This window comes from Chromobacterium sp. W521, from assembly GCF_052805975.1.
This window is the reverse complement of sequence record NZ_JBRBAF010000005.1, coordinates 53,034-79,502: the sequence shown is the minus strand read 5'-3', so window position 1 is coordinate 79,502 and position 26,469 is coordinate 53,034. Positions and strand designations below refer to the sequence as shown.

Below are 26,469 nucleotides of genomic sequence, written 5' to 3'. Positions count from 1 at the left end.
GGCGCGGCAAGAGCCGGACTGCATCCGCTATGAGCTGTTCATCGATCAGAAAGACTCAGGCCATTTCGTCTTCATCTAAACCTGGCCGGACAGGGCGGCCTTGGGTCGGCATTGCAGTACGGAGCGCTTCCGGAGCTTGGGGCCGCAGATCGATAGCCGGCAGCGGCAGGCGGCCATCTTCTCGTTGGCGGACGTCTTTGCAGACACTAGCATTTGATTGAAAAAGGCGCCGCTTTGGGCGCCTTGCTTAGAACATGTTTACGGTATCGCCGACGCGCAGCAGATCGTAAACAGCTTCTTAGTAAAAGCGGGCCTCACCCTGCGGCCGGCTTTTGAAGCGCTTATGCAGCCAGAAGTACTGGTCCGGGATTTCGCGAACGCGTTGTTCCAGGAAGGCGTTCATGCGGCGGGTGTCCGCTTCGATGTCCTCGCTGGGGTAGTCGTCCCAAGGCGGGTAGAACTCCAGCTCAAAGCGGTTGCCCACCCGGCGGGCGATGGCCGGGACGACTTTGGCGCGCGCCAGCTTGCTGATGCGGGACAGGCCGGTGATGGTGGCGGCCTTGACGCCGAAGAAGTCGACGAATACCGAGTCGCGCACCCCAAAGTCTTGATCAGGCAAGTAGAGGAAGGGGGCGTGGTCCTTGCGCATTGCCTTGATGATGGGGCGCAGCCCTTCCTGACGAGACACGATGTAGGCGTTGTCGTAGCGTTGGCGGCCTTTATAGATTTGGCGGTCCAGAGCTTCGTTCTTCTGGTGGGAGTAGACGCTAACCAACGGGATGTGCTGGTTCAGCGAATACACGCACATTTCGAAACCGACGAAGTGAGGGTAAAACAGGATCACGTCTTCGCCGCGCTCGCGCAGCTCGGTGACGTAGTGCAGGTTTTTGATCTCGACCAGCTTGTCGATGCGAGCGGCCGAACTCCACCAGACCACGCCGTACTCAAGCACCATGCGTATCATGTGCTGGAAATTGCGGCGGATGAGCCGGCGGCGTTCCGCCAACGGCATGTCGGGGAAGCATAGCCTCAGATTGATCATGCCGACGCGGCGGCGGCCATGTGCCAGGCAGTAGGCGATATTGCCCAGGCCGCGGGCCAGCAGGCCGATCGCCCACATCGGCAGCAGGCGGATCAACCACAGCAGGGAAAAAGCGAATTTCATAGGTTTCCTTGTCGAGAAGCTCGAACAACCCGCCGCGCGTCCTGGGCGAGAGTGTTCCGAGCCTCTCTGTTATTGCGTGTCCGGCCGGCTGACGCCAGGCGGGCATTTATAGCGGTTATAGCTCCACAGGTATTGGCTGGGGAAGCGGCGAATCAGCGCTTCCACCTGGGCGTTGAGCTGAGCGGCGTCCTGCTCCTTATCGCCGCTGAACGCTTGCGCGGGCGGTTCGATGTGAACGCGGAAGCCTTGGCCGCAAGGCAGGCGCTCGCCGACGAAGAACAGCGTCTCCACGCCGCTGATCTGAGCCAGCCGCGGCACCAGAGTCATGGTGTAGGCCGGACGCTCGAAGAACGGCGCCCACACGCCTTCGCCGTTGCCGGGCACTTGATCCGGCAGGATGATGGTGGCTTCGCCGGATTTCAGCGCTTTCATAAGCACGCGAACTCCGGCGCCGGTGGCCGGCGCGGTCTTGCCCTTGCCGCGGGCGCGGCCGGCCTGCATCACCGGTTCCAGCCAGGCGAGCTTGGGAGGGCGGTACATCGCGGTCAGCGGAAACGGCAGCCGCGAGCTGATATAGCGGCCGGCGATGTCGTAGCTGCCCAGGTGCGGGGTGACGAAGACGATGCCGTGGCCTTTGGCCAATGCCGCCTCGACGTGCTCCCAGCCGGTGCACGACTTGACCATGGCGGCGATGTCGTCCGGCTCGCGGCACCAGGCGATGGCCAGTTCCAGCGCGCCCTTGCCGGTTTCCGCGGCGCTTTGTTTGACTAAACGCGGTAAAAGCTGATAATTTCCACAGATTTTACTAGAACTTAGGTTCTCCCGGAGCCGTGCTCTGTAGCGGGGGGACGCATGATAAGTCAGTCGTCCAAGAACGGCACCTAGGCCTTGTAGCCAGGATAAAGGCAGGTGCGCCAGGAAAGACAGCAATAAATGGACTAGCTTAGACATATGAAGCTCAGTCTTGGTCTTAAAGCGACCTATTTTATCATCACAAGGTTTTGCATTTTTCGGGAACGAATAATAAATGAGCGAATATCTGTTTACATCTGAGTCGGTGTCGGAAGGGCACCCGGACAAAGTCGCCGATCAGATCTCCGACGCCATCCTTGACGCCATTCTGCGCGAGGACAAGCACGCGCGCGTCGCCGCCGAGACCCTGGTGAACACCGGCCTGGTCGTGCTGGCCGGCGAAATCACCACCAGCGCCAATATCGACTACATCAAGATCGCCCGCGAGACCATCAAGCGCATCGGTTACGACGATTCCGCGCTGGGCTTCGACTTCCGCGGTTGCGCGGTGATGGCTTGCTACGACAAGCAGTCGCAGGACATCGCCCAAGGCGTCAATGAAGGCGAAGGCCTGGATTTGAACCAGGGCGCCGGCGACCAGGGCCTGATGTTCGGCTACGCTTGCGACGAAACGCCGACGCTGATGCCGTTCCCGATCTACTACGCGCACCGCTTGGTGCAGCGTCAGGCCGAGTTGCGCAAGGACGGCCGCCTGCCGTGGCTGCGTCCGGACGCCAAGAGCCAGATCACTTGCGTATACGACGGCGCCACCGGCCTGCCCAAGCGCATCGACACCGTGGTGCTGTCCACCCAGCACACCCCGGAAATCGATCACAAGACGCTGACCGAGGCGGTGATCGAGGACATCATCAAGCCGGTGCTGCCGCCGGAGATGATTACCCCGGAAACCAAATTCCTGATCAACCCGACCGGCCGTTTCGTGATTGGCGGCCCGATGGGCGATTGCGGCCTGACCGGCCGCAAGATCATCGTCGACACCTATGGCGGCGCGGCGCCGCACGGCGGCGGCGCTTTCTCCGGCAAGGATCCGTCCAAAGTGGACCGTTCCGCCGCTTATGCCGGCCGCTACGTGGCGAAGAACATCGTTGCCGCGGGTCTGGCGCGCCAGTGCCAGATCCAGGTTTCCTACGCCATCGGCGTGGCCGAGCCGACCTCCATCGCGGTGGACACCTTCGGCACCAACTCGATTCCGAACGAGAAGATCGTGGAGCTGGTGAAAAAGCACTTCGACCTGCGTCCCAAAGGCATTATCCAGATGCTGGATCTGCTGCGCCCGATCTACAGCAAGACCGCCGCTTACGGCCACTTTGGCCGCGAAGAGCCGGAATTCAGCTGGGAGCGCACCGACAAGGTGGAGGCGCTGCGCGCCGACGCCGGCCTGTAAGCCCCGCTGGGCTTCATGCCAAGAAACGCCTGTCCACGGACAGGCGTTTTTTTGTTTCTTTTTAGAAGCTGTTTACGATCTGCTACGCGTCGTGAAACGTGGCTCGGTGAGTGCACCTTAAAAATGCTCATGTACCGTGTGTACATTCCGCTTTTACAGCTGTCTCCGCCTCGTCTCGTTCTAGCACGCGAGATCGTCAATACGCTTTAGAGGGCCGCGCTCAGGCGGCAGGCATTCTTGCCGCCGGCCTTGACCGCGTACAGGGCCCGGTCCGCGGCTTGGTACAGCGAGGCGGGGCTGTCCGCGTGCAATGGGAAGGCGGCTAGGCCGCAGGAGAAGGTGGCGCAGAAACTGTCGTCTCCGGCGCCGTGCGGCAGCCGTTGAAAGGCGGCGCGCCAGGTCTCGGCGCGACGCAGGGCCTGCTCGCCGTCGGCGCCGGGCATCAGCACCAGAAACTCCTCGCCGCCCAGACGGCAGAGGATGTCACCGTGGTGGCCGTCTTCGGCCAGTAGCGCTGACAAACGGCGCAATACTTCGTCGCCGAAGTAATGGCCGAAACTGTCGTTGATGCGTTTGAAATCGTCCAGATCTATCAGCGCAATGCTGAGCGGCGCGCCCTCGCTGCGGGCGCGGCTCAGCTCGCGGGCGAAGGTGTCGTCCAGATAACGGCGGTTGTATAAACCGGTCAGCGGGTCGCGCAAGGCCTGTTCGCGCAACGCCGCCTGCAGTGCTTCGATTTCGGCGATGCGCAAGGCCAGGGTCTGATTGGCGCCGCGCAGCGCTTCCTCGGCCTGGCGCCGCTCAGTGATGTCGCGCGCCACCAGCATGCGGCTGGAGTGAGGCTGAGGGTGATGAGCGATTGGATACACGCGCAGGTCCAGAATGCGCGCGCCGTCTTGCAAAGATAGCTCCAGCGATGCGTCTCGCCCTTTCAGAATCTGTTCCCTGGGCCAGTCCGCCGGCAAGGCCTGGCCCAGCAGCAAGCGGCTGGGTCGGCCCAGCAGCCGGGCGGCGGCCGGGTTGAGGTCCAGGATGCGGAACTTGTCGTCTATCACCAGCACTCCGTCTCCCATGGCTTCGAAAGAACGCGCGCGGGCCACCGGCACCAGGTAGAGCAGGCGCAGGTAGAGCAGGTCCAGCGCGAACACCAGGCCGGTGATGGTGAAGGCCAGTGGTGTAGGATCCAGGCCCTGCAAGGGCATGGCGCTGCTCAGGTAGAGGATGTTGCCCAGCCAGGGCGCGCAGGCGCTGGCCATCAGAACGATGGACTGGCCGCGGAAGTGGGCCGGGTAGTAATGCAGCGCGCGGATCAGCATCAACGAGCCGATCAGCATCATCAGGTAGGAGTAGCCGGCGACGCCGACCCAGAATGCCGGGCCGTGCCCATAGACCAGGAGGTTGTAGCCGGAGGGGCTGGGCCGGTAACTGGTCCACACCAGGTGGTGGCTTTCGTTGCTGAGCGCCAGGACGAAGCAGAGCAAGGGCAGGGCGAACAGCGCCGCCAACCAGCGCCGGCTCAGCTGAATGCGGTTGTAGTCCAGCGCCAGCAGCAGGAACAGCACCGGCGTGCTCAGCGTGCCGAGGTATTCCAGCTTGGACCAGGCGATTTTGGCGGACAGGCTGGCGGCGGCCAGCTCGCACATGGCGCCGGCGGCCCAGAACGCCACCGAACTCATCAGCAGCGCCAGCCAGCGCACGCCAGGAAACTGGCGGCGATACCAGGCAATGGCGGCGATAGCGGTTGAAATCAGCGCGGCGATCCCGGACAGGGCGGCCAGCGGGGTGAAGTCGAAAGTCATGGGGCGGCGATGAATCGGCAAGCCGGTAGTGTATCTTCTTGGCATGCAGACTCCTACCTTTTCCGAGCGGCATAGGTATAATCGAAACGTCGCCGTCCGCGTGTCCACGCCGCCGGCGGCCGGTCGGCCCGAGGGGCGCTGCGAGGATGATCCATCCCCAGGCTCGGGCCGCTCCCGTTTCAACGGCGCTCACCTGATCAAAACCGTGCCGGGCACGGGAGCGGGTGAGCCGCATCCTGGCCGGCTGCGTGAACTAAGGAATGCTCGCGATGGCTGATTTCACCGATTTTCATGTTGCCGATATTAATTTGTCCGCCTGGGGCCGTAAGGAACTGGCGATTGCCGAAACCGAGATGCCGGGCCTGATGGCCTTGCGCGATGAGCACCGGCATAGCCAGCCGCTGCGCGGCGCGCGTATTGCCGGCAGTCTGCACATGACGATCCAGACCGGGGTTTTGATTGAAACCCTGGTGGCGCTGGGCGCGGAAGTGCGCTGGGCCTCTTGCAATATCTTCTCCACCCAGGACCACGCCGCCGCCGCCATCGCCGCGGCCGGCATCCCGGTGTTCGCCTTCAAGGGCGAGAGCCTGGACGAGTATTGGGAGTTCAGCCACAAGATCTTCGAATGGCCGGAGCATGAGCCGGCCAATATGATTCTGGACGACGGCGGCGACGCCACCTTGCTGCTGATGCTGGGCAGCAAGGCGGAAACCGATCGCGGGGTGATCAGCCATCCGTCCAACGAGGAAGAGACAGCGCTGTTCGCCGCCATTGCCCGCTATCTGCAGAAAGATCCGCAGTGGTACTCCAAGCGGCTCAAGCACATCAAGGGCGTGACCGAGGAAACCACCACCGGCGTGCATCGCCTGTACCAGCTGGAGAAGGAAGGCCGCTTGCCGTTCCCGGCCTTCAACGTCAACGACTCGGTGACCAAGTCCAAGTTCGACAATCTCTACGGCTGCCGCGAATCGCTGGTGGACGGCATCAAGCGCGCCACCGACGTGATGGTGGCCGGCAAGGTGGCGGTGGTGCTGGGTTACGGCGACGTGGGCAAGGGGTGCGCGCAGAGCCTGCGGGGCCTGGGCGCCACGGTGTGGGTGACCGAGGTGGACCCGATTTGCGCGCTGCAAGCGGCGATGGAAGGCTACCGCGTGGTGCGCATGGACGAGGTGGCCGATCAGGCCGACATCTTTGTCACCGCCACCGGCAATGTCGGCGTAATCACTCACGAACACATGAAGAAGATGCGCAATAACGCCATCGTCTGCAATATCGGCCATTTCGACAGTGAGATCGAGGTTGCCAGCCTGCGCCAGTACCAGTGGGACAATATCAAGCCGCAGGTGGACCACATCATCTTCCCGGACGGAAAACGGGTGATCCTGTTGGCCGAAGGCCGCCTGGTCAACTTGGGCTGCGCCACCGGCCACCCCAGCTTCGTGATGTCCAATTCCTTCACCAACCAAGTGCTGGCGCAGGTGGAAATTTTCGCCAACGGCCAGCAATACGGCAAGCAGGTGTATGTGCTGCCCAAACATCTGGACGAGAAGGTGGCGCGCCTGCATCTGGCCCGCATCGGCGCCCGGCTGACCGAGCTGTCCGACGAGCAGGCCGCCTACATCAGCGTGCCCAAGCAAGGCCCTTATAAGCCGGATCACTATCGTTATTGATTTTTATAACGATAGAAAAACGGACAGGGCTATTAGAATGGTGCTGTCCGTTTTTTCTTGTCCGCCGCCGCGGACCGCGGTCATCCTATATAAAAACAAAGGAGTCTCCCGTTGGGAGATACAGAGAGATCATGACAGCACAGAGCCGAACCTTCAGTTTCGAATTCTTTCCGCCCAAGACCCCGGAAGGGATTGCCAAGCTGCGCACCACGCGCCAGCAATTGGCTCAATTCAAGCCGCAGTTTTTCTCCGTCACCTTTGGCGCCGGCGGCACCACCCGCGACGGGACGCTGGCGACAGTGCTGGAAATCCGCAGTGAAGGCCACGCCGCCGCGCCGCACCTGTCCTGCATCGGTTCCACCCGCGAGAATATCGGGGCCATCCTCAACGAATACCGCAACAACGGCATCCGACACATCGTCGCCTTGCGTGGCGACATCCCGTCCGGCATGGTGGCGGCCGGCGAGTTTCGTTACGCCAACGAGCTGGTGGAGTTCATCCGCGCCGAGCACGGCGATCATTTCCACATCGAAGTCGCGGCCTATCCGGAATTCCATCCACAGGCGCGCTCGGCCGAGGACGACCTCAACAACTTCGTGCGCAAGGTCCATGCCGGCGCCAACTCGGCGATGACTCAGTATTTTTTCAACGCCGACGCCTATTTCCGTTTCGTCGACGAAGTTCAGGCCAGGGGCGTGAATATTCCCATCGTTCCGGGCATCATGCCGATCTCCAACTTCGGGCAACTGTGTCGTTTTTCCGACATGTGCGGCGCGGAAGTGCCGCGCTGGCTGCGCCAGCGCATGCAGGCTTATTACGACGACAGCGCGTCCATTCGCGCGCTGGGCCTGGACGTGGTCACCGAGTTGTGCGACCGCTTGCTGCAGCACGGCGCGCCGGGCCTGCATTTCTACACGCTGAATCAGGCGGGGCTGGTGTCCACGGTTTGGCAGCGATTAGGCTTGTAAGAACCTGTTTACGATCTGCCGCGCGTTGTGTGACGTGACATGGCGAGTACCGCTTCGAAATGCTTCTGTACCGTGTGTACACTCCGCTTTCTCAGTTGTTTTCGCCTTGTCTCGCCTTAGTTCGCGAGATCGTAAACCGGGTCTAAAAGCTTTTGACTAGGTTTTCCACCCATGCAAAACGGCCCGGTATACCGGGCTGTTTTGTTTCGAATCCGTATGCGGCGCAAGGCCGCCCCGCTTAAAGACCACGCAACTGGCCGAGCGGCAGTGAAGTCGTCCGCTTGATCTCCTTGAGCACGAAGCTGGACTTCACATCGGCGACACCGGGGTGTTGCAACAGCTCGTCCATCACGAAGCGCGAAAAGTGCTCCATGTCCTCGAAATACACTTGCAGCAGATAGTCCATCTCGCCGGTCATCGCAAAGCAGTTGATGACCTCCTGCCAGCTTTGCACCGCTTCGATGAAGCTTTGCAAATGCGCGTTGCCGCGTTTTTCCAGCGTAACCCGCACCCAGGCTTGCAGGCCCAGACCGATGCGGGCGGGGTCCAGCAGCGCCACGTATTGGCGAATCACGCCGGATTCCTCCAGCTGTTTCAGGCGACGCAGGCAAGGGGATGGAGACAGGGCCACCCGTTCTGCTAATTCCACATTGGTTAAGCGGCCGTCATGCTGAAGTTCGGCCAGAATACGCAAGTCTGTCTTATCTAATGTAAGACTTGGCATGTTTTCTCCTAAAAGAGGCAAAATATTAGTGTTTTATACTTAGTTATTAATGGTTTCTTGGTATTTAGCAAGAAAATTGCCCCGTAGTTTCCATAGAATAAAAAGCCTAAAAACGCATTCTACACACGGCGCTAAAAAAGCACCGGGGTTTGTCGAGTGAATAAGACGGCGGAGATAAGATTCACATTTTGAGGAGAAGCTTGCCGCGCGTCACGGCAAGCTAAATCGACGCGCGGCTAGCGCGTCCCTCCTGATAAGTCTTTTTCCTTCCGACTTTTCCGCGCGAAGCCAAATGCGTTGCGCAGGGCTTTTTACAACATGTCATGACAAGACTATCACAAGACATGTCATCAAAAGCTACTGTTATTTGTTTATAAACAAGCTTGTTGCGCGGAACGCAAGATCAAGTCGCCAGTTCAGAGCGGCGTCATGCTCCGCTCGCCGCCTACCGGCCACACACTCATCTACAACAGGAGAAACAGATGAAAATGGAAACTATGCTGCAGAATCCTCTGGCTACCGACGGTTTTGAATTTGTCGAATACACGTCGCCCACAACGGAAGGCATCGCCAAGCTGAAGGCCCTGTTCCTGTCGCTGGGGTTCAGCGAAGTCGCGCGCCACCGCAGCAAGAACGTCAGCCTGTTCCGCCAGGGCGATATCAATTTCATCTTGAACGGCGAACCGTCGCAGCCGGCCAACGCCTTTGGTCATGAACACGGCCCGTCGGCTTGTGCGATGGCGTGGCGCGTCAAGGACGCGGCCAAGGCCTATGAATACGCATTGGCCCACGGCGCCAAAAAGTACGAGCGCCCAATCGGCTTCATGGAGCTGAATATTCCTGCAGTGGAGGGGATTGGCGGCTCGGCGCTGTATTTCGTCGATCGCTACGGCCCGGAACACAGCATCTACGACGTGGACTTCGTGCCGCTGGAGGGCGTGGACCAGCATCCGGAAGGCGTGGGCCTGTATGAGATCGATCACCTGACCCACAACGTGTTCCGCGGCAATATGGCCAAGTGGGCGGGCTTCTACACTGATATCGCCAACTTCCGCGAAATCCGCTACTTCGACATCGAGGGCAAGCTCACCGGTCTGGTGTCCCGGGCGATGACCAGCCCCTGCGGCAAGATTCGCATCCCGATCAACGAGTCCTCCGACGACAAGAGCCAGATCGAGGAATTCCTGCGCGAATACCACGGCGAAGGCATCCAGCACATCGCGTTGACCACCCGCGACATTTACAAAACCGTGGAAACGCTGAAAGCCGCCGGCACTCGTTTTCTCGATACTCCCGACACCTATTATGAAAAAGTGGACGAGCGCGTGCCGGGACACGGCGAGGACCTGGAGCGTCTGCGCAAGAACCACATCCTGGTGGACGGCGCGCCGGTGGACGGCGCCGGCATCCTGCTGCAGATCTTTACCGAGACCGTGATCGGCCCGATCTTCTTCGAGATCATTCAACGCAAGGGCAACGAGGGATTTGGCGAGGGCAACTTCCGCGCGCTGTTCGAGTCGATTGAAGAAGATCAGATCCGCCGCGGTGTCATTTAAATAGCGGTTTACGATCCCGCGGGCCAAGGCGAAGCCAGCCGTTGCGGCTGAAGAAGCGGAGCGCGCCACGGCGCATGAGCATTCCGCAGCCGGTTCCAATACGGCGTCGCTGAGGCGCGGCAGACTACGAACCGGCTTTAAGCCCGCAGTTCTATCGATGCCATCCCGCCGCCTGGGCGGCGGGATTGAAGGACACACCATGCGTAAATGGATTCAATATCCCCACCGCGAAGGCACCGTCTCGCGCCAGGCGCACGCCGACTTTCCGGACACAGCCATCTATGAGCGCGAAGTGGGCCGCAGTGGTTTTTTCGGCCCCGCCACTCATCTGCATCACAAGCACCCGCCCACCGGCTGGAGCGCCTGGGAGGGCCCGCTGCGCCCGCGCGCTTTTGACCTGAACGAGCTGCCCAAGAACGTGGCCGCGCCTTGGGCCGCGCCGTTGGTGCTACACAATGCGCAGTGCAAACTGCGCATCTGGAGCGTGGATCAGGCGATGACTCAGCTGTTCCGCAATGGCGACGGCGACGACATGCTGTTCATCCACGCCGGCAGCGGCGAGCTATTTTGCGATTACGGCCATTTGAGCTATCGCGACGGCGACTACATCCTGATGCCGCGCTCCACCAGTTGGCGTATCGAACCGGCCGCGCCCACCACCATGCTGTTGATTGAGGCGAGCAACGGTGCCTACCAGTTGCCGGACAAGGGGCTGGTGGGGCCGCACGCCATTTTCGACGAGGCGATGCTGGACGTGCCGGCGATCGACGATGCCTTCCGCGCTCAGCAGACCGAGGACGAGTGGCAAGTGGTGATCAAGCGCCGCGGCGCCCTGTCCACCGTGACCTATCCGTTCAATCCACTGGACGCGATAGGCTGGCACGGCAACCACTCCGTCGCTCGCATCAACTGGCGCGACATCCGGCCGCTGATGAGCCACCGCTACCATTTGCCGCCGTCTGCGCACACGACTTTCGTCGCCGACGGTTTCGTGATCTGCACCTTTGTGCCGCGGCCGATAGAGTCCGATCCCGGTGCTTTGAAGGTCCCGTTCTATCACAACAACGACGATTACGACGAAGTGATCTTCTACCACGCCGGCGATTTCTTCAGCCGCGACAACATCAAGCCGGGCATGCTGACTTTCCACCCGGCCGGCTTCACCCACGGGCCCCATCCCAAAGCCTTCGCCAAGGCGATGACAGACCCCAAGACCTTTACTGACGAAGTGGCGGTGATGATAGACACGCGCGACGCGTTGGAGCAGGGGCCGCAGATGCCGGAGGTGGAGTGGACCCAATATGTGGATAGCTGGAAACCCAAGCCCTAGTCGCCTAGCGTTATCGCTGCGGCGCAAGCCGATCTCGACGCTGCGATGCTCGCGGTGCCATTTGTACCGCTGCGCTTCTCCCGCCGGCCTCCGCTTGCTCGCGACGCGATAGCGCTCAGGCGGTGTTGTGGATGTCACACCGTATTACTGGAATTTCAGCTGCCCAGCTGCAGAAAGAATAGAAGATGAAACTCGCCACTTATCAGAATCAAACTCGCGACGGCCAGTTGTTGGTTGTCAGCCGCGACCTGTCCCGCGCGGTGGCGGTGCCGCAGATTGCCGCCAGCCTGCAGCAGGCTCTGGACGGTTGGGACGCGCTGGCGCCGCGTTTGCAGGAGGTTTACGCCGCGCTTAACGAAGGCGAGGTGCCGGGCGCTTTCCCGTTTGAGGCGCAGCGTTGTCATAGCCCGCTGCCGCGCGCCTATCAATGGGCGGACGGTAGCGCCTATCTGAACCATGTCGAACTGGTGCGCAAGGCGCGCGGCGCGGAAGTGCCGGCCAGCTTCTACCACGACCCGCTGATGTACCAGGGCGGCTCCGACGCCTTCCTGCCGCCGCTGGCGCCCATTCCGCTGCGCGACGAAGCCTGGGGCTTGGACTTTGAGGGCGAGGTGGCGGTGATCACCGGCGATGTGCCGCTTGGCGCCGACGCCGCCGCCTGCGCCGGTCATATCCGCTTGCTGATGCTGGTCAACGACGTCAGCCTGCGCAATCTGATCCCCAACGAACTGGCCAAGGGTTTCGGCTTTTTCCAGAGCAAGCCCGCCACCGCCTTCTCGCCGGTTGCGGTGACCCCGGATGAGCTGGGCGCGGCCTGGCGCGACGGCAAGGCGCATTTGCCGCTGCTGGTTGAATACAATGGCGCGCCTTACGGCCATCCCAACGCCGGCGTGGAAATGCAGTTCAGCTTCCCGCAGTTGGTGGCTCACGTGGCCAAGACCCGAGAACTGGCGGCCGGCTCCATCATCGGCTCCGGCACCGTGTCCAATCACGACCGCAGCGTAGGCTCCTGCTGCCTGGCGGAACAGCGGATGATAGAGACCATCGAGACTGGCGCGCCGACGACTCCATTCATGAAAGTGGGCGACCGCGTTCGCATCGAGATGAAGGACGCCGCCGGCGCCAGCATCTTCGGCGCCATTGAGCAGATTGTGGTGAAGCATGACTGAACGCGTGCTGTACGGTTATTTCCGTTCCAGCGCCGCCTATCGGGTGCGTATCGCGCTGAATCTCAAGGGGCTGGATTACCGTTATCAAGCGGTCAATTTGCTCAAGGGCGAGCAGCGCAGCCCCGAGTATCTGGCGATCAACCCACAGGGCTTGGTGCCGTTACTGGATGACGGCGGGGTCAAGATCGCGCAGTCCCTGGCCATCTGCGAATATCTGGACGAAGCCTATCCGGATACGCCGCGGCTACTGCCGGCCGGCGCGGCGGCGAGGGCTCGGGTCCGCGCGCTGGCGCTGGCCATCGCCGCGGACATCCATCCCTTGCAGAACACTCGGGTCGGCAAGTATCTGCAGACCGAGTACGGCAAGGACGAGGAAGGCAAGTCGGAGTGGATACGGCATTGGATTCGCACCGGCTTCGACGCGCTGGAGCCGCTGCTGGCTGCAACGCCTGGCCGCTACGCGGCGGGCGAGCAGCCGACGCTGGCCGATGTCTGCCTGCTGCCGCAGGTATTCAGTGCTCGGCGTTTCGGCGTGGATCTGGCGGCTTACCCGAACATTGTCCGCGTGGCGGACGCGCTTGAGCAGGTGCCGGCTTTCGCCGATGCGCATCCATCTCGTCAGCCGGACGCAATCTAAACGCGATCCAATAACGTGTTTACGATCTTGCGAGCAAGAGCGAGATAAGGCGAAAACCGCTGAGGAAGCGGAATGGTCATGCGGTACATGAGCATTTCGAAGCGGTACTCTCCGTGTCCGTCTCTCGGCGCGCAGCGGATGGTAAACAGGTTCTAAGTCGTTGATCTGGCGGGCCGGTCCCTTGAGAGGGCCGGCCCGTCTGTTTTTTCTGCCTGGCTGGCGTCCGTTTTTTTGCAATTATTCCTTGACGTGAATAGCGTCCTCTGATTAAATGCGTGGCTCTGACGGCGCGACAGCGCAGCAGTGATGGCCAGTTAGCTCAGTTGGTAGAGCAGCGGATTGAAAATCCGCGTGTCCGTGGTTCGATTCCGCGACTGGCCACCATCACCGCCTTGCCATAGCACTCGTCGGCCAGTTAGCTCAGTTGGTAGAGCAGCGGATTGAAAATCCGCGTGTCCGTGGTTCGATTCCGCGACTGGCCACCAGATACCAAAAAAGCCGAACTCATTGAGTTCGGCTTTTTGCATTGGCACGGGGGATCTCCTTGGGCCTGGCCCTGATTGGGGTCATGTCATAATGCAGCGATGAAACCGCTACCTCCACTTTATACCCTGATCGCCTTTGAAGCCGTGGCCCGGCTCTCCAGCTTTACTCAGGCCGCCGCGGAACTGAATTTGTCGCAAGGTGCGGTGAGCCGCCAGTTACTGCTGCTGGAGGACTATCTGGGGTGCAAGCTGTTGCAGCGCGGCACTCGTAAAGTGGAGCTGACACTGGCTGGCGAGCAGTATCTGGCAGAGGTGCGTTCGGCCCTGGAGCAATTGGTCGGTGCCACCGCCAGTCTGATGCATTGGCAGCAAGACAAGCAGGTCACCGTAGCCTGTTCCACCGCGATCGCCTCCTTATGGCTAATGCCTCATCTATCCGCCTTTCGCCAAGCGCAGCCGGATCTGTCTATCCGCATCCTGGCTAACGATAATGTCCAGGAACTCCAGGCGGGCGACTTCGATCTCGGCGTTTACTATTTTCGTCAGCCCCCCAAGGGGGCCAATGCGGTGGCCTTGTTCGATGAGCAAATGTACGCGGTTTGCAGCCCTGCTTATTTGCTCGCGGGGCCGCTGTCGGCGGAGGCTTTATTGGATGAGAGGCTGATCACCATGGATGGCGGCCAGCGGGATTGGTTCAACTGGCCGCAATGGTTTTCCGCTCAAGGCATCGCCTGGCGACCGGCAGCCAGACAGTTGAGCGTGACGAATCACCACTTGGCGGTGCAGGCCGCATTGGCCGGGCAAGGGGTGGCGCTGGCCTGGGCTTATTTGATAGACAGCTACCTGGCCAGCGGCACGTTGGTGATGGCGGCGGAGGCCAAGGTAACGATGAGTGGCGCCTTTTATCTGCTGCGTCCGGAACGTAGGCCGCTCAAGCCGGCTGCCCGGTTGTTTGCCGATTGGCTGACCTCGCTGGTGGCGCAGTCATAACGGCAGATGGCCGGGGCCCTCGATATGCGGGTAGCGCAGGAGGATTGATGAGCTGGGAACATAAATCTATCTAAAACTATCGTTTGTTTCGGGCTGGACTTATCGCCGACACTGGTCTGGCCGGCGCAATAGGCTCCGGCTTGTCTGCAAGCCGCGCCGGCCTTAGACCGGCAGCCCCCGTGGCGATAGCGGCGGCAGGCTCCATCAAGGAGACAAACCATGCATCGTTCTCATCGCATCAGGCCTCTGGTGTTCTGGCCCACTTTCTTGCTTCTGCTGGCGGCCTTGCTGTTCAGCTATCTGGACCTGCCGGCCTTTCTCGGCATGGCCGCCGCCGCCAATAAATGGATACTCAGTCACTTTTCCTGGCTGTTCAGTCTGGCCAGTTTCAGCCTGCTGTTGACCTGTGTCTGGGTCTATTGCTCGCCGATAGGCAAGCTGCGTATCGGCGGTGTGGATGCCAAGCCGCTATTGAATCGCAAGCGTTGGTTTGCCGTCACCTTGATGACGACCATGGCGGTTGGGGTGCTGTTTTGGACTACGGCCGAGCCGATTTACCATCTGTACTACCCTCCGGCGTCTTATCACCTGAGTGCAGGCAGCGCCGAGGCCGCGAGTTTCTCCATGTCGGCGATGTTTCTGCACTGGACGTTCACCCCTTATGCCATTTACACCGTGCCGGCGCTGTTGTTCGGCTTGGTGTTTTACAACCTCAAGCAGCCGTTTTCGGTGGGCAGCATGTTGCGGCCCTTGCTGGGGCGCTGGGTGGATGGCCGCAGCGGGCAATTGATAGACGCGCTGGCGCTGTATGCCTTGGTGGCCGGGATGGCGTCCAGCTTGGGTACCGGCGCGTTGGCGTTGGTGGGGGGGATCAATCAGTATCTGCCACTACCTGCCAGCCCGTTCAGCATCGGGCTGGTCATTGCCGCCATTGTGCTGACCTTTGTCGGCTCTGCGCTCAGCGGCCTGCACCGCGGGCTGACTTGGCTGTCCAGCATCAATACCTGGATATTGCTGGCACTGGCCGGTTTTTTGCTGATCTTTGGGCCGACCACCTTCATCCTGGCGTTTGGTCTGGAATCATTCGGCAACTATTTGAACCAGTTTTTCCGGCTAAGCCTGTCCACCGGCGCGGCCAGCCAGGATGGCTGGGCCGGGTCATGGACCATCTTCTACTGGGCGGTATGGTTTGCCTGGGCGCCGATCAGCGCCATGTTCCTCGGCAAGATATCCCGCGGCTACACCGTGCGCGAGGTGATTGTAATGAACCTGCTGCTGCCCGCCGGTTTTACCGCGCTGTGGATCATGATTTTCAGCGGCTCCGCCCTTGCCATTGATCTGGGCCAGGCAGGTCTGCTGAAAGGAGTGTTGGAGAGCCGGGGCGTGGAGAATGTGCTGTACACCATCATCCGCCAACTGCCAATGAGCGAAATCATGGTGGCCATGGTGGTGTTCATCGCTTTTCTCAACTATGTCACCGCGGCGGACAGCAATACCGATGCGATCAGCAATTTGTGCACCGCTGGCTTTTCAGCCGACAGCGCCGAAAGTGCCGGCATGGGCATGAAAGTCGTGTGGGGCGCGGTGATTGGCGTGGTGTCCTGGGTGATGACCAGCTACGCCGGCGGCGTCGATGGCGTCAAGATGATGTCCAACCTCGGGGGCTTGCCGGCCCTGCTCATCATTATGGGCTGCATGCTGTCGCTCATCATCCTGGTGAATTCCGGCAAGCTGGTCTCTCGGACTGATATTCAGGAATCCGCTGCCGCGAAGGAGACACAAGCATGAAAACCGTTACGCAGTTTCCGCACGCCATTCGCGACGTGGAGCATTTCACCATCACGCTGGCTGATGGCTGCCAATTGGCGGCGAGGATGTGGCTGCCGCTGGACGCAGAAGCGAGGCCAGTGCCGGCGATTCTGGAGTACCTGCCTTATCGCAAGCGAGACGGCACCGCTGTGCGCGATCAACTGACCCATCCGTATTTCGCCGGCCACGGCTATGCCTGTCTCCGGGTGGATATGCGGGGGTGTGGCGAATCCGACGGCGAGTTTGTCGATGAATACCTGCGGCAGGAGCAGGACGATGCCTTGGAAGTGATTGCCTGGATCGCCGCGCAGCCATGGTGTAGCGGCAAGGTGGGCATGATGGGCATTTCCTGGGGCGGTTTCAACAGCCTGCAAGTGGCCGCTCGTCAGCCGGAAGCCTTGAAAGCCGTCATTACCATATGCTCCACCGACCACCGCTACGCCGACGACATCCATTACAAAGGCGGTGCTTTATTGCTGGAGAACCTGGGCTGGGCCGGCACTATGTTCAGCTACTGCGCCGCCGTACCCGATCCGCTGTTGGTGGGCGAAGCATGGCGCGAACGATGGTTGCAACGGCTGGAGCGAATGCCGCTGCTGCTCAAGACCTGGTTGAGTCATCAGACTGACGATGACTATTGGCGGCATGGTTCCATCTGCACCGATTACAGCGCCATCAAGGCCGCCGTCTACGCGGTGGGCGGTTGGGGTGACGCCTACCATAACGCCGTCGGCCGGATGATGCAGCAACTGAGTTGTCCGAAAAAAGCGCTGATCGGTCCGTGGGCCCATAAGTACCCGCATTTCGCGGTGCCGGATCCGGCGATTGGCTTTTTGCAGGAAGCGCTGCGCTGGTGGGACTACTGGTTGAAGGATATTGACACCGGCATCATGGCGGAAGACCCGGTCACGTTGTATCTGCAAGACGCAGTGCCCCCGCAGGCCAGTTACGCCGCGCGTCCGGGGGTTTGGCTGCGCGATCCGGCCTGGCCCAGCCCGCATGTCGGGCCGCAGCAATGGGGGCTGAGCGCCGCGGGCGAACTGCGACCGGGGGCGTCCGATACCGGCGAACTCAGCATTCGTTCGCCCCTGACCACCGGCGCCGCTTGCGGCGAATACTGTGTGATTTGGCTGGGGCCGGAGTTTCCGCTGGATCAACGCCGCGACGATGCCGGCTCGCTGGTGTTCGACAGCAGCGCGCTGGAGCGGGAACTGCCGCTGCTAGGCGCGCCGGTGCTGCGGCTGAGGCTGAAGTGCGATAGTTCCAGCGGTCAACTCGCGGTGCGGCTAAACGATGTGGCGCCGGATGGCGCCGTGACCCGCATCAGTTACGGGGTGCTGAACCTGGCGCTGCGCGACGACTATCAACAGCTGCAGGCGGTAAGACCGGACGAATGGATGCAGATCCGGCTGCAACTGGATGATTGCGGCTACCGTTTGCCGGCTGGCCATCGGCTGCGGCTGAGCGTTTCCAGTGCCTACTTCCCGCTGATCTGGCCGGCGGCCGATCATGCCCGGCTGACCTTGGACTTGGCGAGTGCCGAGCTAAGCCTGCCAGTACATGATTTGAGCACCGTGGTAACGCAGCCCTTTGCCGCGCCAGAAGCCGCGCCGCCGCTGGCCTTGAGTTATTTACGTTCTCCCGCCAGCAGCCGCGAAATCATCGAGGACGCGATGAGCGGTGAGGTCCGCACCGTGATCCGAGACGATTTCGGCCACTATCGTTTTGACGACCACGGTTTGGAAGTGGCGCAAACCTGCGAGGAAATCTACCGCATCCGGCCTGATCAGCCCTTGTCGGCCAGCGGCGTGGTGAAGTGGAGTTATGGCGCGGGGCGTGGTGATTGGCAAGTCAGGGTGGAGAGCGAGCTGGCGCTGACGGCGGATGCCAGCCATTTCCGCATCATGGCGCGGCAAAGCGCCTGGGAGGGGGAGCAACTGCTACAGCAGCGGGAATGGGACGAATATGTGCCGCGCCGTGCCCAATAGGGTAGGGCTCCTCAAGGGGAGGGGGCGTCATGATGTGGTATGACTGGATAGGACTGATCGGAGTGTTTTTCTATCTATTGGCTTACAGCCTGTTGCAATGGAGGCTGGTGGATTTGAGCGACTACAGCTATAGCGGCTTCAATCTGATTGGTGCACTGCTGCTGTTGATCTCGCTGTGCTATGCCTTTAATTTGGCGTCACTGCTGGCGCAAGTGCTGTGGATAGTCATCAGCCTGGTGGGCATGCGCAAGACGCGTAAGGAGCGTTTGCTGGCCTTGCCGGGAAGAGGCGGTGTTTAGGCGGGCAAGGGGCTGCCTATCGTAAAGAAGAGGAGCACGGGATGGCATGGTCGCGCGGCCATGCTGTCTTCGTGTCGCATAGGGCTTGCTTTTATCTTTTAGTATATGATTAAATATAATATATATTATTATTTTGATGAGGCAGGACATGAGTTACAGCTACCCCGAATTAAGCGCGGAACTCGGCGCGGAGTTGAGCAAGCTGCGCAAAGAAATCCCGGAAACCATGAAAGGCTTCGGCCAGATGAGCCGCGCCGCTCACGCAGACGGCGCATTGTCGAACCGGACCAAGGAGCTGATCGCTCTGGCCATCGGCATCGCCAACCGTTGTCATGGTTGCCTGGCTTTCCACGCCAAGGCGCTGGTGGAACTGGGGTGCAGCCGTGCCGAATTCATGGAGATGCTGCAGGTGGCCGTCTATATGGGCGGTGGTCCGTCCTTGATGACGGCGGCAGAGGCCTTGCAGGCCTATGAGCAATTTGGCGGCGAGGGCGCGCCCAACTGATCCCGGTTCGGACCAGAAAGCATTCGCTCGCATTGATGGGCAGCGTCGTCGGCCGCGCGTATAATGTACGCTTCTGTTGTCGCGGGAGTTTGATGGTGTATCACTTCATCGCATCCGATCTGGATGGCACCTTGCTGGACCCCAACCACGCGGTGGACCCGTTCACCGCCGCCACGTTGCAGACCTTGCAGGCGCGCGGCGTGCGATTCGCCATCGCCACCGGCCGCCATTATCTGGACGTGCAGGGCATTCGTCAGGCGCTGGGCATCCGGGCTCACCTGATTACTTCCAACGGCGCGCGGGTCCATGATCCCGACGACAAGCTGGTGCATCGCCAGGATATCGATCCCGCCTTGGTGCGCAGGCTGGCGCAGGCGGAATTCGCTGCCGGCACGGTACTGAACTTCTATCTGGACGACGCTTGGCTGATTGATCAGCCTTGCCAGTATCTGCTCAATTTCCACGCCGATTCCGGTTTGCGCTATCAATTGGCGGATCTGGCCGGGCACAACGGCTCGGGCGTGGGCAAAGTGCTCTACATCGGCGAGCACGCGCATTTGCTGGAGGTGGAGCGCAAGCTGCACCAGGCCTTTGGCGATGAGCTGTACATTACTTTCTCGGCCGACGACTGCCTGGAGGTGATGGCGCCCGGCGTATCCAAAGGCCACGCGCTGGAACTGGTGTTGGCGGATCTGGGCCTGGACAAGGCGCATTGCCTAGCTTTCGGCGATGGTCAGAATGATATCGAACTGCTGCGCACCGCAGGCCATCCGAGAATGATGGGCAACGCCCAGGCTCGTCTGGCAGAGCAACTGCCGGATGTGCCGCGCATAGGCAGCAACCGCGAGGCAGGGGTGGCCCGCCATTTGCGCGAGCTGTTCGCCTTGTAGATCGAATCGGGAGTTCCAATAAAAAACGCCAGCGCAAGCGCTGGCGTTTTGCATGTCGGGGCGCGCCCGTTCAGTCTTGCAGCGCTTGCGCCAGGCCGGCCGCCCGGTCGCCGACGATCAGGTGCCAGACGCCGGGAGCCACTTCCTGCATCGCCGCCACGCCGGCCGCGTGGGCGGCGTCTTGATTGAACTGAGAGCCCTGTTTCAGCTCCACGCGCAAACGGGTATGAGCGATGGCTTCCACCTTGGCCAGGTTGGCCTTGCCGCCCAGCGCCTGGAGCAGCGCCGCGGCTTGGTTCTGATCGGCGGCGGGCGTCGGTGTTGCGGCATGAAGCACTGGAGCCGGCGCGCTGGCGGGCGCGTCGACTTCGGCGTCCGCGCCGGCGCCGCGCAGATAGATTTCCATATCGGTTTTCAGGTTTTCCGACTGAGGGCCGAAGATGGCCTGAATGCCGGTGCCCACTACCACCACGCCGGATGCGCCCATGCTCTTGAGCTTGGCCTGATTCACCTTGGCGGGTTCCCGCACCGCGATGCGCAGGCGAGTGATGCAGGCGTCGAGGCTGCTGATGTTGCTGCGGCCGCCAAAGGCCAGCACCAGTTCGCGCGCGCGCGCGTCTTCGCTGACTGTTTCGCCAGCATCGGCGCTCTCGTCCTCGCGGCCCGGGGTTTTCAGGTTGAACTTGGCGATGACGAAGCGGAACACCCCGTAGTAGATGGCCGCGTAGATCGGACCGAGGATGAACACGTACCAGGCGTGCTTGGCCTTGTCTCCGATCAGGTTGAACATCAGGAAATCGATGCCGCCCTGGGAGAAGGTGAAGCCCATGTGCATGTCCAGGGTGTTGGCGATGAATTGCGCCGACGCCGCCAGGCAGGCATGGAGGAAATACAGCACCGGCGCCACGAACAGGAAGGAGAATTCGATGGGCTCGGTGATGCCGGTGAGGAAGGACGTTAGCGCGGCGGAAATCATGATGCCGCCCACTTTGACGCGGTTCTCCGGTTTGGCCGAATGCCAGATGGCGATGGCCGCGGCCGGCAGGCCGAACATCTTGAACAGGAAGGCCCCGGACAGGATGCCCGCGGTGGGGTCGCCGGCGAAGAAGCGGTTGATGTCGCCGTGTATCATTTTGCCGCTTACCGCGTCGGGGAAGGCGCCGATTTCAAAGAAGAAGGGCACGTTCCAGATGTGGTGCAGGCCAAAGGGCAGCAGCAGACGCTCGACAAAGCCGTAGACGGTGGCGGCGGTGCGCGGATCGCTGACCGCGGCCCACTGCGAGAAGCTCTTGATGGCGTTGCCTATCGGCGGCCAGATGAAGGACAGAGCCACGCCCAGCGCGATGGCGCTGATGGCGGTGACGATGGGCACAAAGCGCTTGCCGGCGAAGAAGCCCAGATATTCGGGCAATTTGATCCGGTAATAGCGGTTGAACATATACGCCGCCAGTCCGCCGGCGAGAATGCCGCCGAACACGCCGGTCTGTATCGACGGCAAGCCCATGATGGTATCGGGTTTGACGCCCATCAGGCCGGCCATCACCCCTAGTGTGACGGTGGTGACCAGATGGCCGATCACCGCGGCGATCGCGGCCACGCCATCGTTCTCGGTAAAGCCCAGCGCCACGCCGACGGCGAAGATCAGCGGCAGATTGCCGAAGATCACGTCGCCGGCGTTTTTCATCAGCGACAGGATGGCCAGCGCCACGGTGCTCTGGGTGTGGAAATCGGTGGCGCCTATGCCCAGCAGCAGGCCGGCTACCGGCAGCACGGCCACCGGCAGCATCAGCGCTTTGCCGATCTTTTGCAGAAATGCGAATGATTGACTAAACATGGTGGTTCATTCCTTGCTCAACAGCGTAGGAAATAGCGGGCGGCGTTCGCCGCCCCACATCGCTCCGGATGACCGGAGAGTTTCGTTTATCGGGCTTGCGCGTTCAGATGCTCGCGGACTTCGCTCGCCGTGGACAGGGCCAGCGCCTGCTGCGCCAAGGTCCGGCACTCCGCCGCGCTCCAGCGCGACAGCGTGGCCTTGACCGCGGCCAGCGCCGGGGTGCTGACCGACAGCTCGGTGACGCCCATGCCCACCAGCAGCGGCGCGGCGCGTTCGTCCGAGGCGAGGCCGCCGCAGATGCCCACCCATTTGCCGTGGGCGCGGGCGCCGTCGCAGGTCATCGCGATCATCGCCAGCACCGCCGGGTGCAGCGCGTCGGCTTGCTTGGCCAGCTGCGGGTGGCCGCGGTCCATCGCCAGCACGTACTGAGTCAGGTCGTTGGTGCCGATGGAGAAGAAGTCCACTTCCGGCGCGAAGCGCGCGGCCATGACGGCGGCGGAAGGCACTTCCACCATAATGCCCACTTTGACGTCTTGTCTGCCGCTTGCGGCCTGCTCTTCGGCCAGCACGGCCTTGGCGGCGCGCAGCTCGTCCAGCGAGGCCACCATCGGGAACATGATGTGCAAGCGGGTCAGCGGCGTGGCCTGCAAGATGGCGCGCAACTGGGTGCGCAGCAGGTCCGGACGTTCCAGGCTGACGCGGATGCCGCGCAAGCCCAGGAAGGGGTTGTCTTCCTTGGGCAGGGGCAGGTAAGACAAGGGCTTGTCGCCGCCCACGTCCAGCGTGCGCACCACCAATGGGCGTTCCGTGCCCAGCGCGCGGGCCACCGCACAGTATTCATCAGCTTGTTCCTGCTCGCTGGGCGGGGTGTCGCGGTTGTCGAACAGGAACTCCGAACGCAGCAGGCCGACGCCCTCGGCGCCCATGGCCACCGCTTCGCGCGCGTCGGCGGCGTTGCGGATATTGGCCACCACTTCGATGCGGACGCCGTCGCTGGTGCGGGCTTCCCGCTGCGACATCGCCGCCTCGGCTGCTCGGCGTTCCGCGATCTGCGCGATCTCCGCCTCGGCGGTGGCCAGTTGCTCGGCGTTCGGCGAGATGCGCAGCGTGCCGCGGCCGCCGTCGATGATGACTTGTTCGCTGTCGGGCAGGGCCAGCGCGGCTTGGGAGATGCCGCAGATCGCCGGGATGCCCAGCGAACGGGCCAGGATGGCCACGTGGCTGGTGGCGCCGCCGGTGCGGGTACAGAAACCCAGCACTTTTTTGGGGTCCAGCGCGGCGGTGTCGGACGGCGCCAGGTCTTCCGCGATCAGAATGGAGCCGGCCGGCACGTCCAGGCTGGCCTGTTTGATGCCTGCCAGCAAGGCCAGCACCCGGCGGCCCACGTCGCGGATGTCGTTGGCGCGCTCTCGCAGCAGCGCGTTGTCTTGCGCTTCCAGGCGCGCGGAGTAGGAACTGAAGGCGGCGCGCCAGGACCAGGCGGCGGATTTGCCGTCCGCCAGGCCGGCGTAGGTTTGCGCCAGCAGGTCCGGATCTTGCAGCAGTTCCTGGTGCATGGACAGGATGGCCTGTTTGGCTTTGTCGGTCAGCTGGTTTTTGACCGCGTCTATCTGCTGGGCCGCTTCTTCAGTAGCGCGGGCGAAGTGTTGCTGCTCCAGGCTGGCGCCTTGGCCGAACTCCGGCACGTCGAATTCCTGCAGCCGGTGATGGTAGACGCGGCCGATGGCCAGGCCGGGCGAGGCGCCGACGCCGACCAGCAGCTCCGCGCTTTCCTGTTGTTGGGCCACGGCGGCGATGGGCGCGGGCGCTGCCGGCGCTTCGTCTTCGGCCTCGCCGCAGCGGTCCAGCAGCAGTTGGGTGAGTTCGGCCAGCGCCTGTTCCGCGTCCGCGCCGGAGGCTTCGATGCGCACTTTGTCGCCCTTGCGGGTGGACAGGCCCATCACGCCAACTACGGACTTGGCGTTGGCGGACTGTTCGTCCAACAGCAAGTGGATGTCTGACTGGAAGCTTTTCGCCTTGCTGGCGAACACGGCGGCCGGGCGAGCGTGAAGGCCGGCGGGATTGGTGATTTCGATTTCCGGCGAAAGCAGTTTGGCTCCGCCTGCCGCTGGCGCCGCCGCGGCGGCCGCGCCGGCCAGTTCCAGTTCCAGCACCGCTGTCTTGCCGGCCTCGGCGAGGCCGCTCGCGCGGTGCATGGCGCTGACGGTTTCGTCGCCGTTGGTGATGATGATCTGGGTCAGCAGGCTTTGCGCGTTGCGCGCTACCAAATCCAGATTGAAGTCGATCAGCGCCTGACCGGCGTTGACGCTCTGCCCTTGTTCCACCAGCGGCTGGAAACCCTGGCCTTTGAGCATGACGGTGTCGATGCCGATGTGCACCATGACTTCAACCCCTTCGGGCGAAGTGATGGTGAGCGCGTGGTGCGCGGAATGGAGGTTGCTGACAACGCCGGAGACCGGCGCGAGCAGACTGCAGGAGGTAGGGTCCAGCGAGATGCCGTCTCCCACCATCTTGCCGGCGAACACCGGATCCGGGACGGTGTCCAGGGCGACCAGCCACCCGGAGAGGGGGGCGAGGATCTTCAGTCTTGGCAAGGGTGTGCTCATATGTAACTCCTCAGATCGGGAATTTATCAGTTGTTTTATTACGAGCGTCGGCCGGCTTCTTCATGAGCGGTTCCGCATTGGCGTGCCGGATAGGGTACACCGTACGGAAAGGCCTGTCTTGATTCGATGGCGCTGTGACATTCATGGCGCAGCAACAGTACAGACGCTTACTGTCCAACTGGCGATATGATGCCAATATTGTAGTTTAACTACATCGAAATAACGGTGCAGCTTGATGGCAATCAAGAAATTGCGCAAGTAGGAATTCACGTATTTGCACTAGTTCGCGCCTTGTCGGCGGTGGAGGGAGGGAAGCGGTGGCGGCGGATATTGATTTTGCGTGGAAAAGAAGCCGCCTTGGCCGCGAGCGCGGCAACGGGGCGGCTGTTGCATTTTTGTTATGCCTGAAATGAAAAACGGCGGCCCGTTGGGGGCCGCCGCCTTGCCGCGCGCCGGAGGCGCCGACGTTTCAAGCCTGGCGCTTGTTGTCGCCGAGGAAGAACAAGGCCAGCGAGCCGGCGATCAGGAAGGCCGGGTATTCCCAGCCGCCGCCTTCGTTGGCGAACATCCAGCCGTGGGCGCCGTGCACCAGCACGATGGTGCCGAGCAGCAGAGGGGTCAGCGCCAATGCCACCCAGCGGGCGAAGAAACCGGACAGCAGCAGCAGGCCGCCGCCGACTTCGGCCAGGATGGCCAGGTAGCCGACAAAGCCGGGCAGGCCCAGGCTGGCGAAGTAGCCGGCGGTGCCGGCCGGGGTGAACACCAGCAGTTTGAGCAGGCCGTGGGACAAGTACATCAGACCCAGCGACAGACGCAGGATCAAGGTGCCGAGGGCGGGGTTCTGGAAGCGGTTCATGGTGGGGTCCAATCAAGTTTGCGATGGAGTGCATTTGACCATGTAGAGAAAACTCAATAAATCCGCTATTAATAAAAATATTGTTTACTTATAGGAAATTATCATGGACCGCTTTTCGGAAATCCGCGCCTTCGTTTGCGTGGCGGAGTTGGGCAGTTTTGCCGCCGCCGCGGAGCGGCTGGAGCTGTCGCGAGCGATGGTGACCAAGCTGGTGTCCAGTCTGGAAGGGCGTTTGGGGGTGCGGCTCATGCATCGCACCACGCGGCGTTTGTCGCTGACCGAGGCGGGCGAGACTTATCTGGGCCAGGCTGGCGGACTGTTGGCCGAGCTTGACGATCTGGACGCCCGTTTATCGCAGGGCGCCAGCAGTCCGGTGGGCCGCTTGCGGGTGTCCGCGCCGGTTTCCTTCGGCATGCGCTATCTGGGACGCGTGGTGGCCGGTTTTCATCAGCAGTATCCGCAGATCGAAGTGGAGCTCAATTTGAACGACAGGCGGGTGGACTTGGTGGAGGAAGGCTTCGACCTGGGGTTGAGGGTGTCGAATCTGTCCGACTCCTCCCTGGTGGCGCGCCGGCTGGCGCGGATACGCGACCTGGTCGTCGCCGCGCCCAGCTATCTGCAGCGCTGCGGCACGCCGGCGACGCCGGCGGATCTGGCCGAGCATCAATGCCTGTTGTACGCGCTGACGACACAGCCCAATTTATGGGATTTCACCGCGCCGGACGGCAGCAGCGGCCGGGTCAAGGTCAAGGGCATGCTGCGAGCCAACAACGGCGACATCCTGACGGACGCCGCCATCCACGGCATGGGGGTGATTCTGCAGCCGCGCTTTCTGGTGGAGCAGGGCTTGGCCGAGGGCACGCTGGTGCCGCTGCTCAGCGATTACGACTGGCATTGCCTGGACCTGTCGGCGGTGTACCCGGCGCGGCGGCACGTGCCGGGCAAGGTCCGGGCTTTTGTCGATTATCTGCAGCAGTTCTTTCAATAGCGAA

Annotated in this window: 21 protein-coding genes, 2 tRNA genes and 1 riboswitch; of the genes, 16 read left to right on the top strand and 7 right to left on the bottom strand. The window is 61.8% G+C overall.

Annotation, left to right across the window (positions count from 1 at the left end):
- Nucleotides 1-298: 298 nt before the first annotated feature.
- Together ACUXV1_RS08835 and ACUXV1_RS08830 are read right to left on the bottom strand one after the other, a co-directional pair.
- Nucleotides 299-1,165 carry a lipid A biosynthesis lauroyl acyltransferase gene (locus ACUXV1_RS08835; protein ID WP_337883421.1) on the bottom strand — a complete coding sequence of 289 codons (867 nt, stop codon included), beginning with the start codon at nt 1,163-1,165 and terminating at the stop codon, nt 299-301.
- A 69-nt stretch (nt 1,166-1,234) separates the two neighbouring features.
- Entirely contained in the window at nt 1,235-2,116 is an 882-nt protein-coding gene (locus ACUXV1_RS08830; protein WP_203389680.1) for a lysophospholipid acyltransferase family protein, read from the bottom strand.
- Nucleotides 2,117-2,192: 76 nt separating this feature from the next.
- Between ACUXV1_RS08830 and metK the strand changes: the two genes are divergently transcribed.
- A complete protein-coding gene (metK, locus tag ACUXV1_RS08825; RefSeq protein ID WP_019101982.1) occupies nt 2,193-3,362 on the top strand; it encodes a methionine adenosyltransferase in 1,170 nt (389 codons plus the stop codon).
- Nucleotides 3,363-3,568: 206 nt separating this feature from the next.
- Here metK and ACUXV1_RS08820 read toward each other — a convergent pair whose 3' ends face one another.
- A complete protein-coding gene (locus ACUXV1_RS08820; RefSeq protein ID WP_446015162.1) occupies nt 3,569-5,206 on the bottom strand; it encodes a histidine kinase N-terminal 7TM domain-containing diguanylate cyclase in 1,638 nt (545 codons plus the stop codon).
- Nucleotides 5,207-5,285: 79 nt separating this feature from the next.
- Nucleotides 5,286-5,359: riboswitch (S-adenosyl-L-homocysteine riboswitch) on the top strand.
- A 62-nt stretch (nt 5,360-5,421) separates the two neighbouring features.
- Between ACUXV1_RS08820 and ahcY the strand changes: the two genes are divergently transcribed.
- Together ahcY and metF are read left to right on the top strand one after the other, a co-directional pair.
- The gene (ahcY, locus tag ACUXV1_RS08815; protein ID WP_043642204.1) at nt 5,422-6,831 is read left to right on the top strand and encodes an adenosylhomocysteinase; all 1,410 of its coding nucleotides are present in this window, start codon (nt 5,422-5,424) and stop codon (nt 6,829-6,831) included.
- A 131-nt stretch (nt 6,832-6,962) separates the two neighbouring features.
- Nucleotides 6,963-7,799 (top strand): methylenetetrahydrofolate reductase [NAD(P)H], encoded by an 837-nt coding sequence (metF, locus tag ACUXV1_RS08810; RefSeq protein WP_043642207.1) that lies wholly within the window; start codon nt 6,963-6,965, stop codon nt 7,797-7,799.
- 238 nt (nt 7,800-8,037) lie between these two features.
- On the opposite strand, the gene ACUXV1_RS08805 is transcribed toward metF, so the two are convergent.
- A complete protein-coding gene (locus tag ACUXV1_RS08805; RefSeq protein ID WP_039756263.1) occupies nt 8,038-8,523 on the bottom strand; it encodes an Lrp/AsnC family transcriptional regulator in 486 nt (161 codons plus the stop codon).
- Nucleotides 8,524-9,005: 482 nt separating this feature from the next.
- Between ACUXV1_RS08805 and hppD the strand changes: the two genes are divergently transcribed.
- The 12 genes from hppD (at nt 9,006) to ACUXV1_RS08745 (ending at nt 20,181) form a co-directional block, all read left to right on the top strand.
- Nucleotides 9,006-10,079, top strand: a complete 1,074-nt coding sequence (gene hppD, locus ACUXV1_RS08800) for a 4-hydroxyphenylpyruvate dioxygenase (protein WP_446015161.1) — start codon at nt 9,006-9,008, stop codon at nt 10,077-10,079.
- A 199-nt stretch (nt 10,080-10,278) separates the two neighbouring features.
- The gene (locus ACUXV1_RS08795) at nt 10,279-11,409 is read left to right on the top strand and encodes a homogentisate 1,2-dioxygenase (RefSeq protein WP_043642210.1); all 1,131 of its coding nucleotides are present in this window, start codon (nt 10,279-10,281) and stop codon (nt 11,407-11,409) included.
- Between the two features lie 185 nt (nt 11,410-11,594).
- Nucleotides 11,595-12,578 carry a fumarylacetoacetate hydrolase family protein gene (locus ACUXV1_RS08790; protein ID WP_043642212.1) on the top strand — a complete coding sequence of 328 codons (984 nt, stop codon included), beginning with the start codon at nt 11,595-11,597 and terminating at the stop codon, nt 12,576-12,578.
- Complete coding sequence (gene maiA, locus ACUXV1_RS08785) at nt 12,571-13,215, top strand: maleylacetoacetate isomerase (protein ID WP_043642215.1); 645 nt, start codon at nt 12,571-12,573, stop codon at nt 13,213-13,215. The genes ACUXV1_RS08790 and maiA overlap by 8 nt, the downstream gene beginning before the upstream one ends.
- A 308-nt stretch (nt 13,216-13,523) precedes the next feature.
- Nucleotides 13,524-13,599, top strand: a tRNA-Phe gene (locus ACUXV1_RS08780).
- A 25-nt stretch (nt 13,600-13,624) separates the two neighbouring features.
- A tRNA-Phe gene (locus tag ACUXV1_RS08775) sits at nt 13,625-13,700 on the top strand.
- Nucleotides 13,701-13,799: 99 nt separating this feature from the next.
- Nucleotides 13,800-14,690, top strand: coding sequence for a LysR substrate-binding domain-containing protein (locus ACUXV1_RS08770; RefSeq protein ID WP_081554826.1), 891 nt, complete (start codon nt 13,800-13,802; stop codon nt 14,688-14,690).
- Nucleotides 14,691-14,909: 219 nt separating this feature from the next.
- The gene (locus ACUXV1_RS08765) at nt 14,910-16,478 is read left to right on the top strand and encodes a BCCT family transporter (protein ID WP_446015159.1); all 1,569 of its coding nucleotides are present in this window, start codon (nt 14,910-14,912) and stop codon (nt 16,476-16,478) included.
- Nucleotides 16,475-18,487, top strand: coding sequence for a CocE/NonD family hydrolase (locus tag ACUXV1_RS08760; protein ID WP_446015158.1), 2,013 nt, complete (start codon nt 16,475-16,477; stop codon nt 18,485-18,487). Before ACUXV1_RS08765 ends, ACUXV1_RS08760 begins: the two co-directional genes overlap by 4 nt.
- A 29-nt stretch (nt 18,488-18,516) precedes the next feature.
- Nucleotides 18,517-18,786, top strand: coding sequence for a CBU_0592 family membrane protein (locus tag ACUXV1_RS08755; protein WP_043642221.1), 270 nt, complete (start codon nt 18,517-18,519; stop codon nt 18,784-18,786).
- A gap of 148 nt (nt 18,787-18,934) precedes the next feature.
- On the top strand, nt 18,935-19,291 hold the full coding sequence (locus ACUXV1_RS08750; RefSeq protein ID WP_043642223.1) for a carboxymuconolactone decarboxylase family protein: 357 nt from the start codon (nt 18,935-18,937) through the stop codon (nt 19,289-19,291).
- A 92-nt stretch (nt 19,292-19,383) separates the two neighbouring features.
- On the top strand, nt 19,384-20,181 hold the full coding sequence (locus ACUXV1_RS08745) for a Cof-type HAD-IIB family hydrolase (RefSeq protein WP_196783841.1): 798 nt from the start codon (nt 19,384-19,386) through the stop codon (nt 20,179-20,181).
- A 70-nt stretch (nt 20,182-20,251) separates the two neighbouring features.
- On the opposite strand, the gene ptsG is transcribed toward ACUXV1_RS08745, so the two are convergent.
- From ptsG to ACUXV1_RS08730, 3 genes are all read right to left on the bottom strand, one after another.
- A complete protein-coding gene (ptsG, locus tag ACUXV1_RS08740) occupies nt 20,252-22,015 on the bottom strand; it encodes a PTS glucose transporter subunit IIBC (RefSeq protein ID WP_194427691.1) in 1,764 nt (587 codons plus the stop codon).
- A gap of 86 nt (nt 22,016-22,101) precedes the next feature.
- Nucleotides 22,102-24,621 carry a phosphoenolpyruvate--protein phosphotransferase gene (ptsP, locus tag ACUXV1_RS08735; RefSeq protein WP_446015157.1) on the bottom strand — a complete coding sequence of 840 codons (2,520 nt, stop codon included), beginning with the start codon at nt 24,619-24,621 and terminating at the stop codon, nt 22,102-22,104.
- 469 nt (nt 24,622-25,090) lie between these two features.
- Nucleotides 25,091-25,477 carry a DoxX family protein gene (locus ACUXV1_RS08730; protein ID WP_019103721.1) on the bottom strand — a complete coding sequence of 129 codons (387 nt, stop codon included), beginning with the start codon at nt 25,475-25,477 and terminating at the stop codon, nt 25,091-25,093.
- Nucleotides 25,478-25,580: 103 nt separating this feature from the next.
- On the opposite strand from ACUXV1_RS08730, the gene ACUXV1_RS08725 reads away from it, so the two are divergent.
- Nucleotides 25,581-26,465, top strand: coding sequence for a LysR family transcriptional regulator (locus tag ACUXV1_RS08725; RefSeq protein ID WP_043642229.1), 885 nt, complete (start codon nt 25,581-25,583; stop codon nt 26,463-26,465).
- Nucleotides 26,466-26,469: the final 4 nt, after the last annotated feature.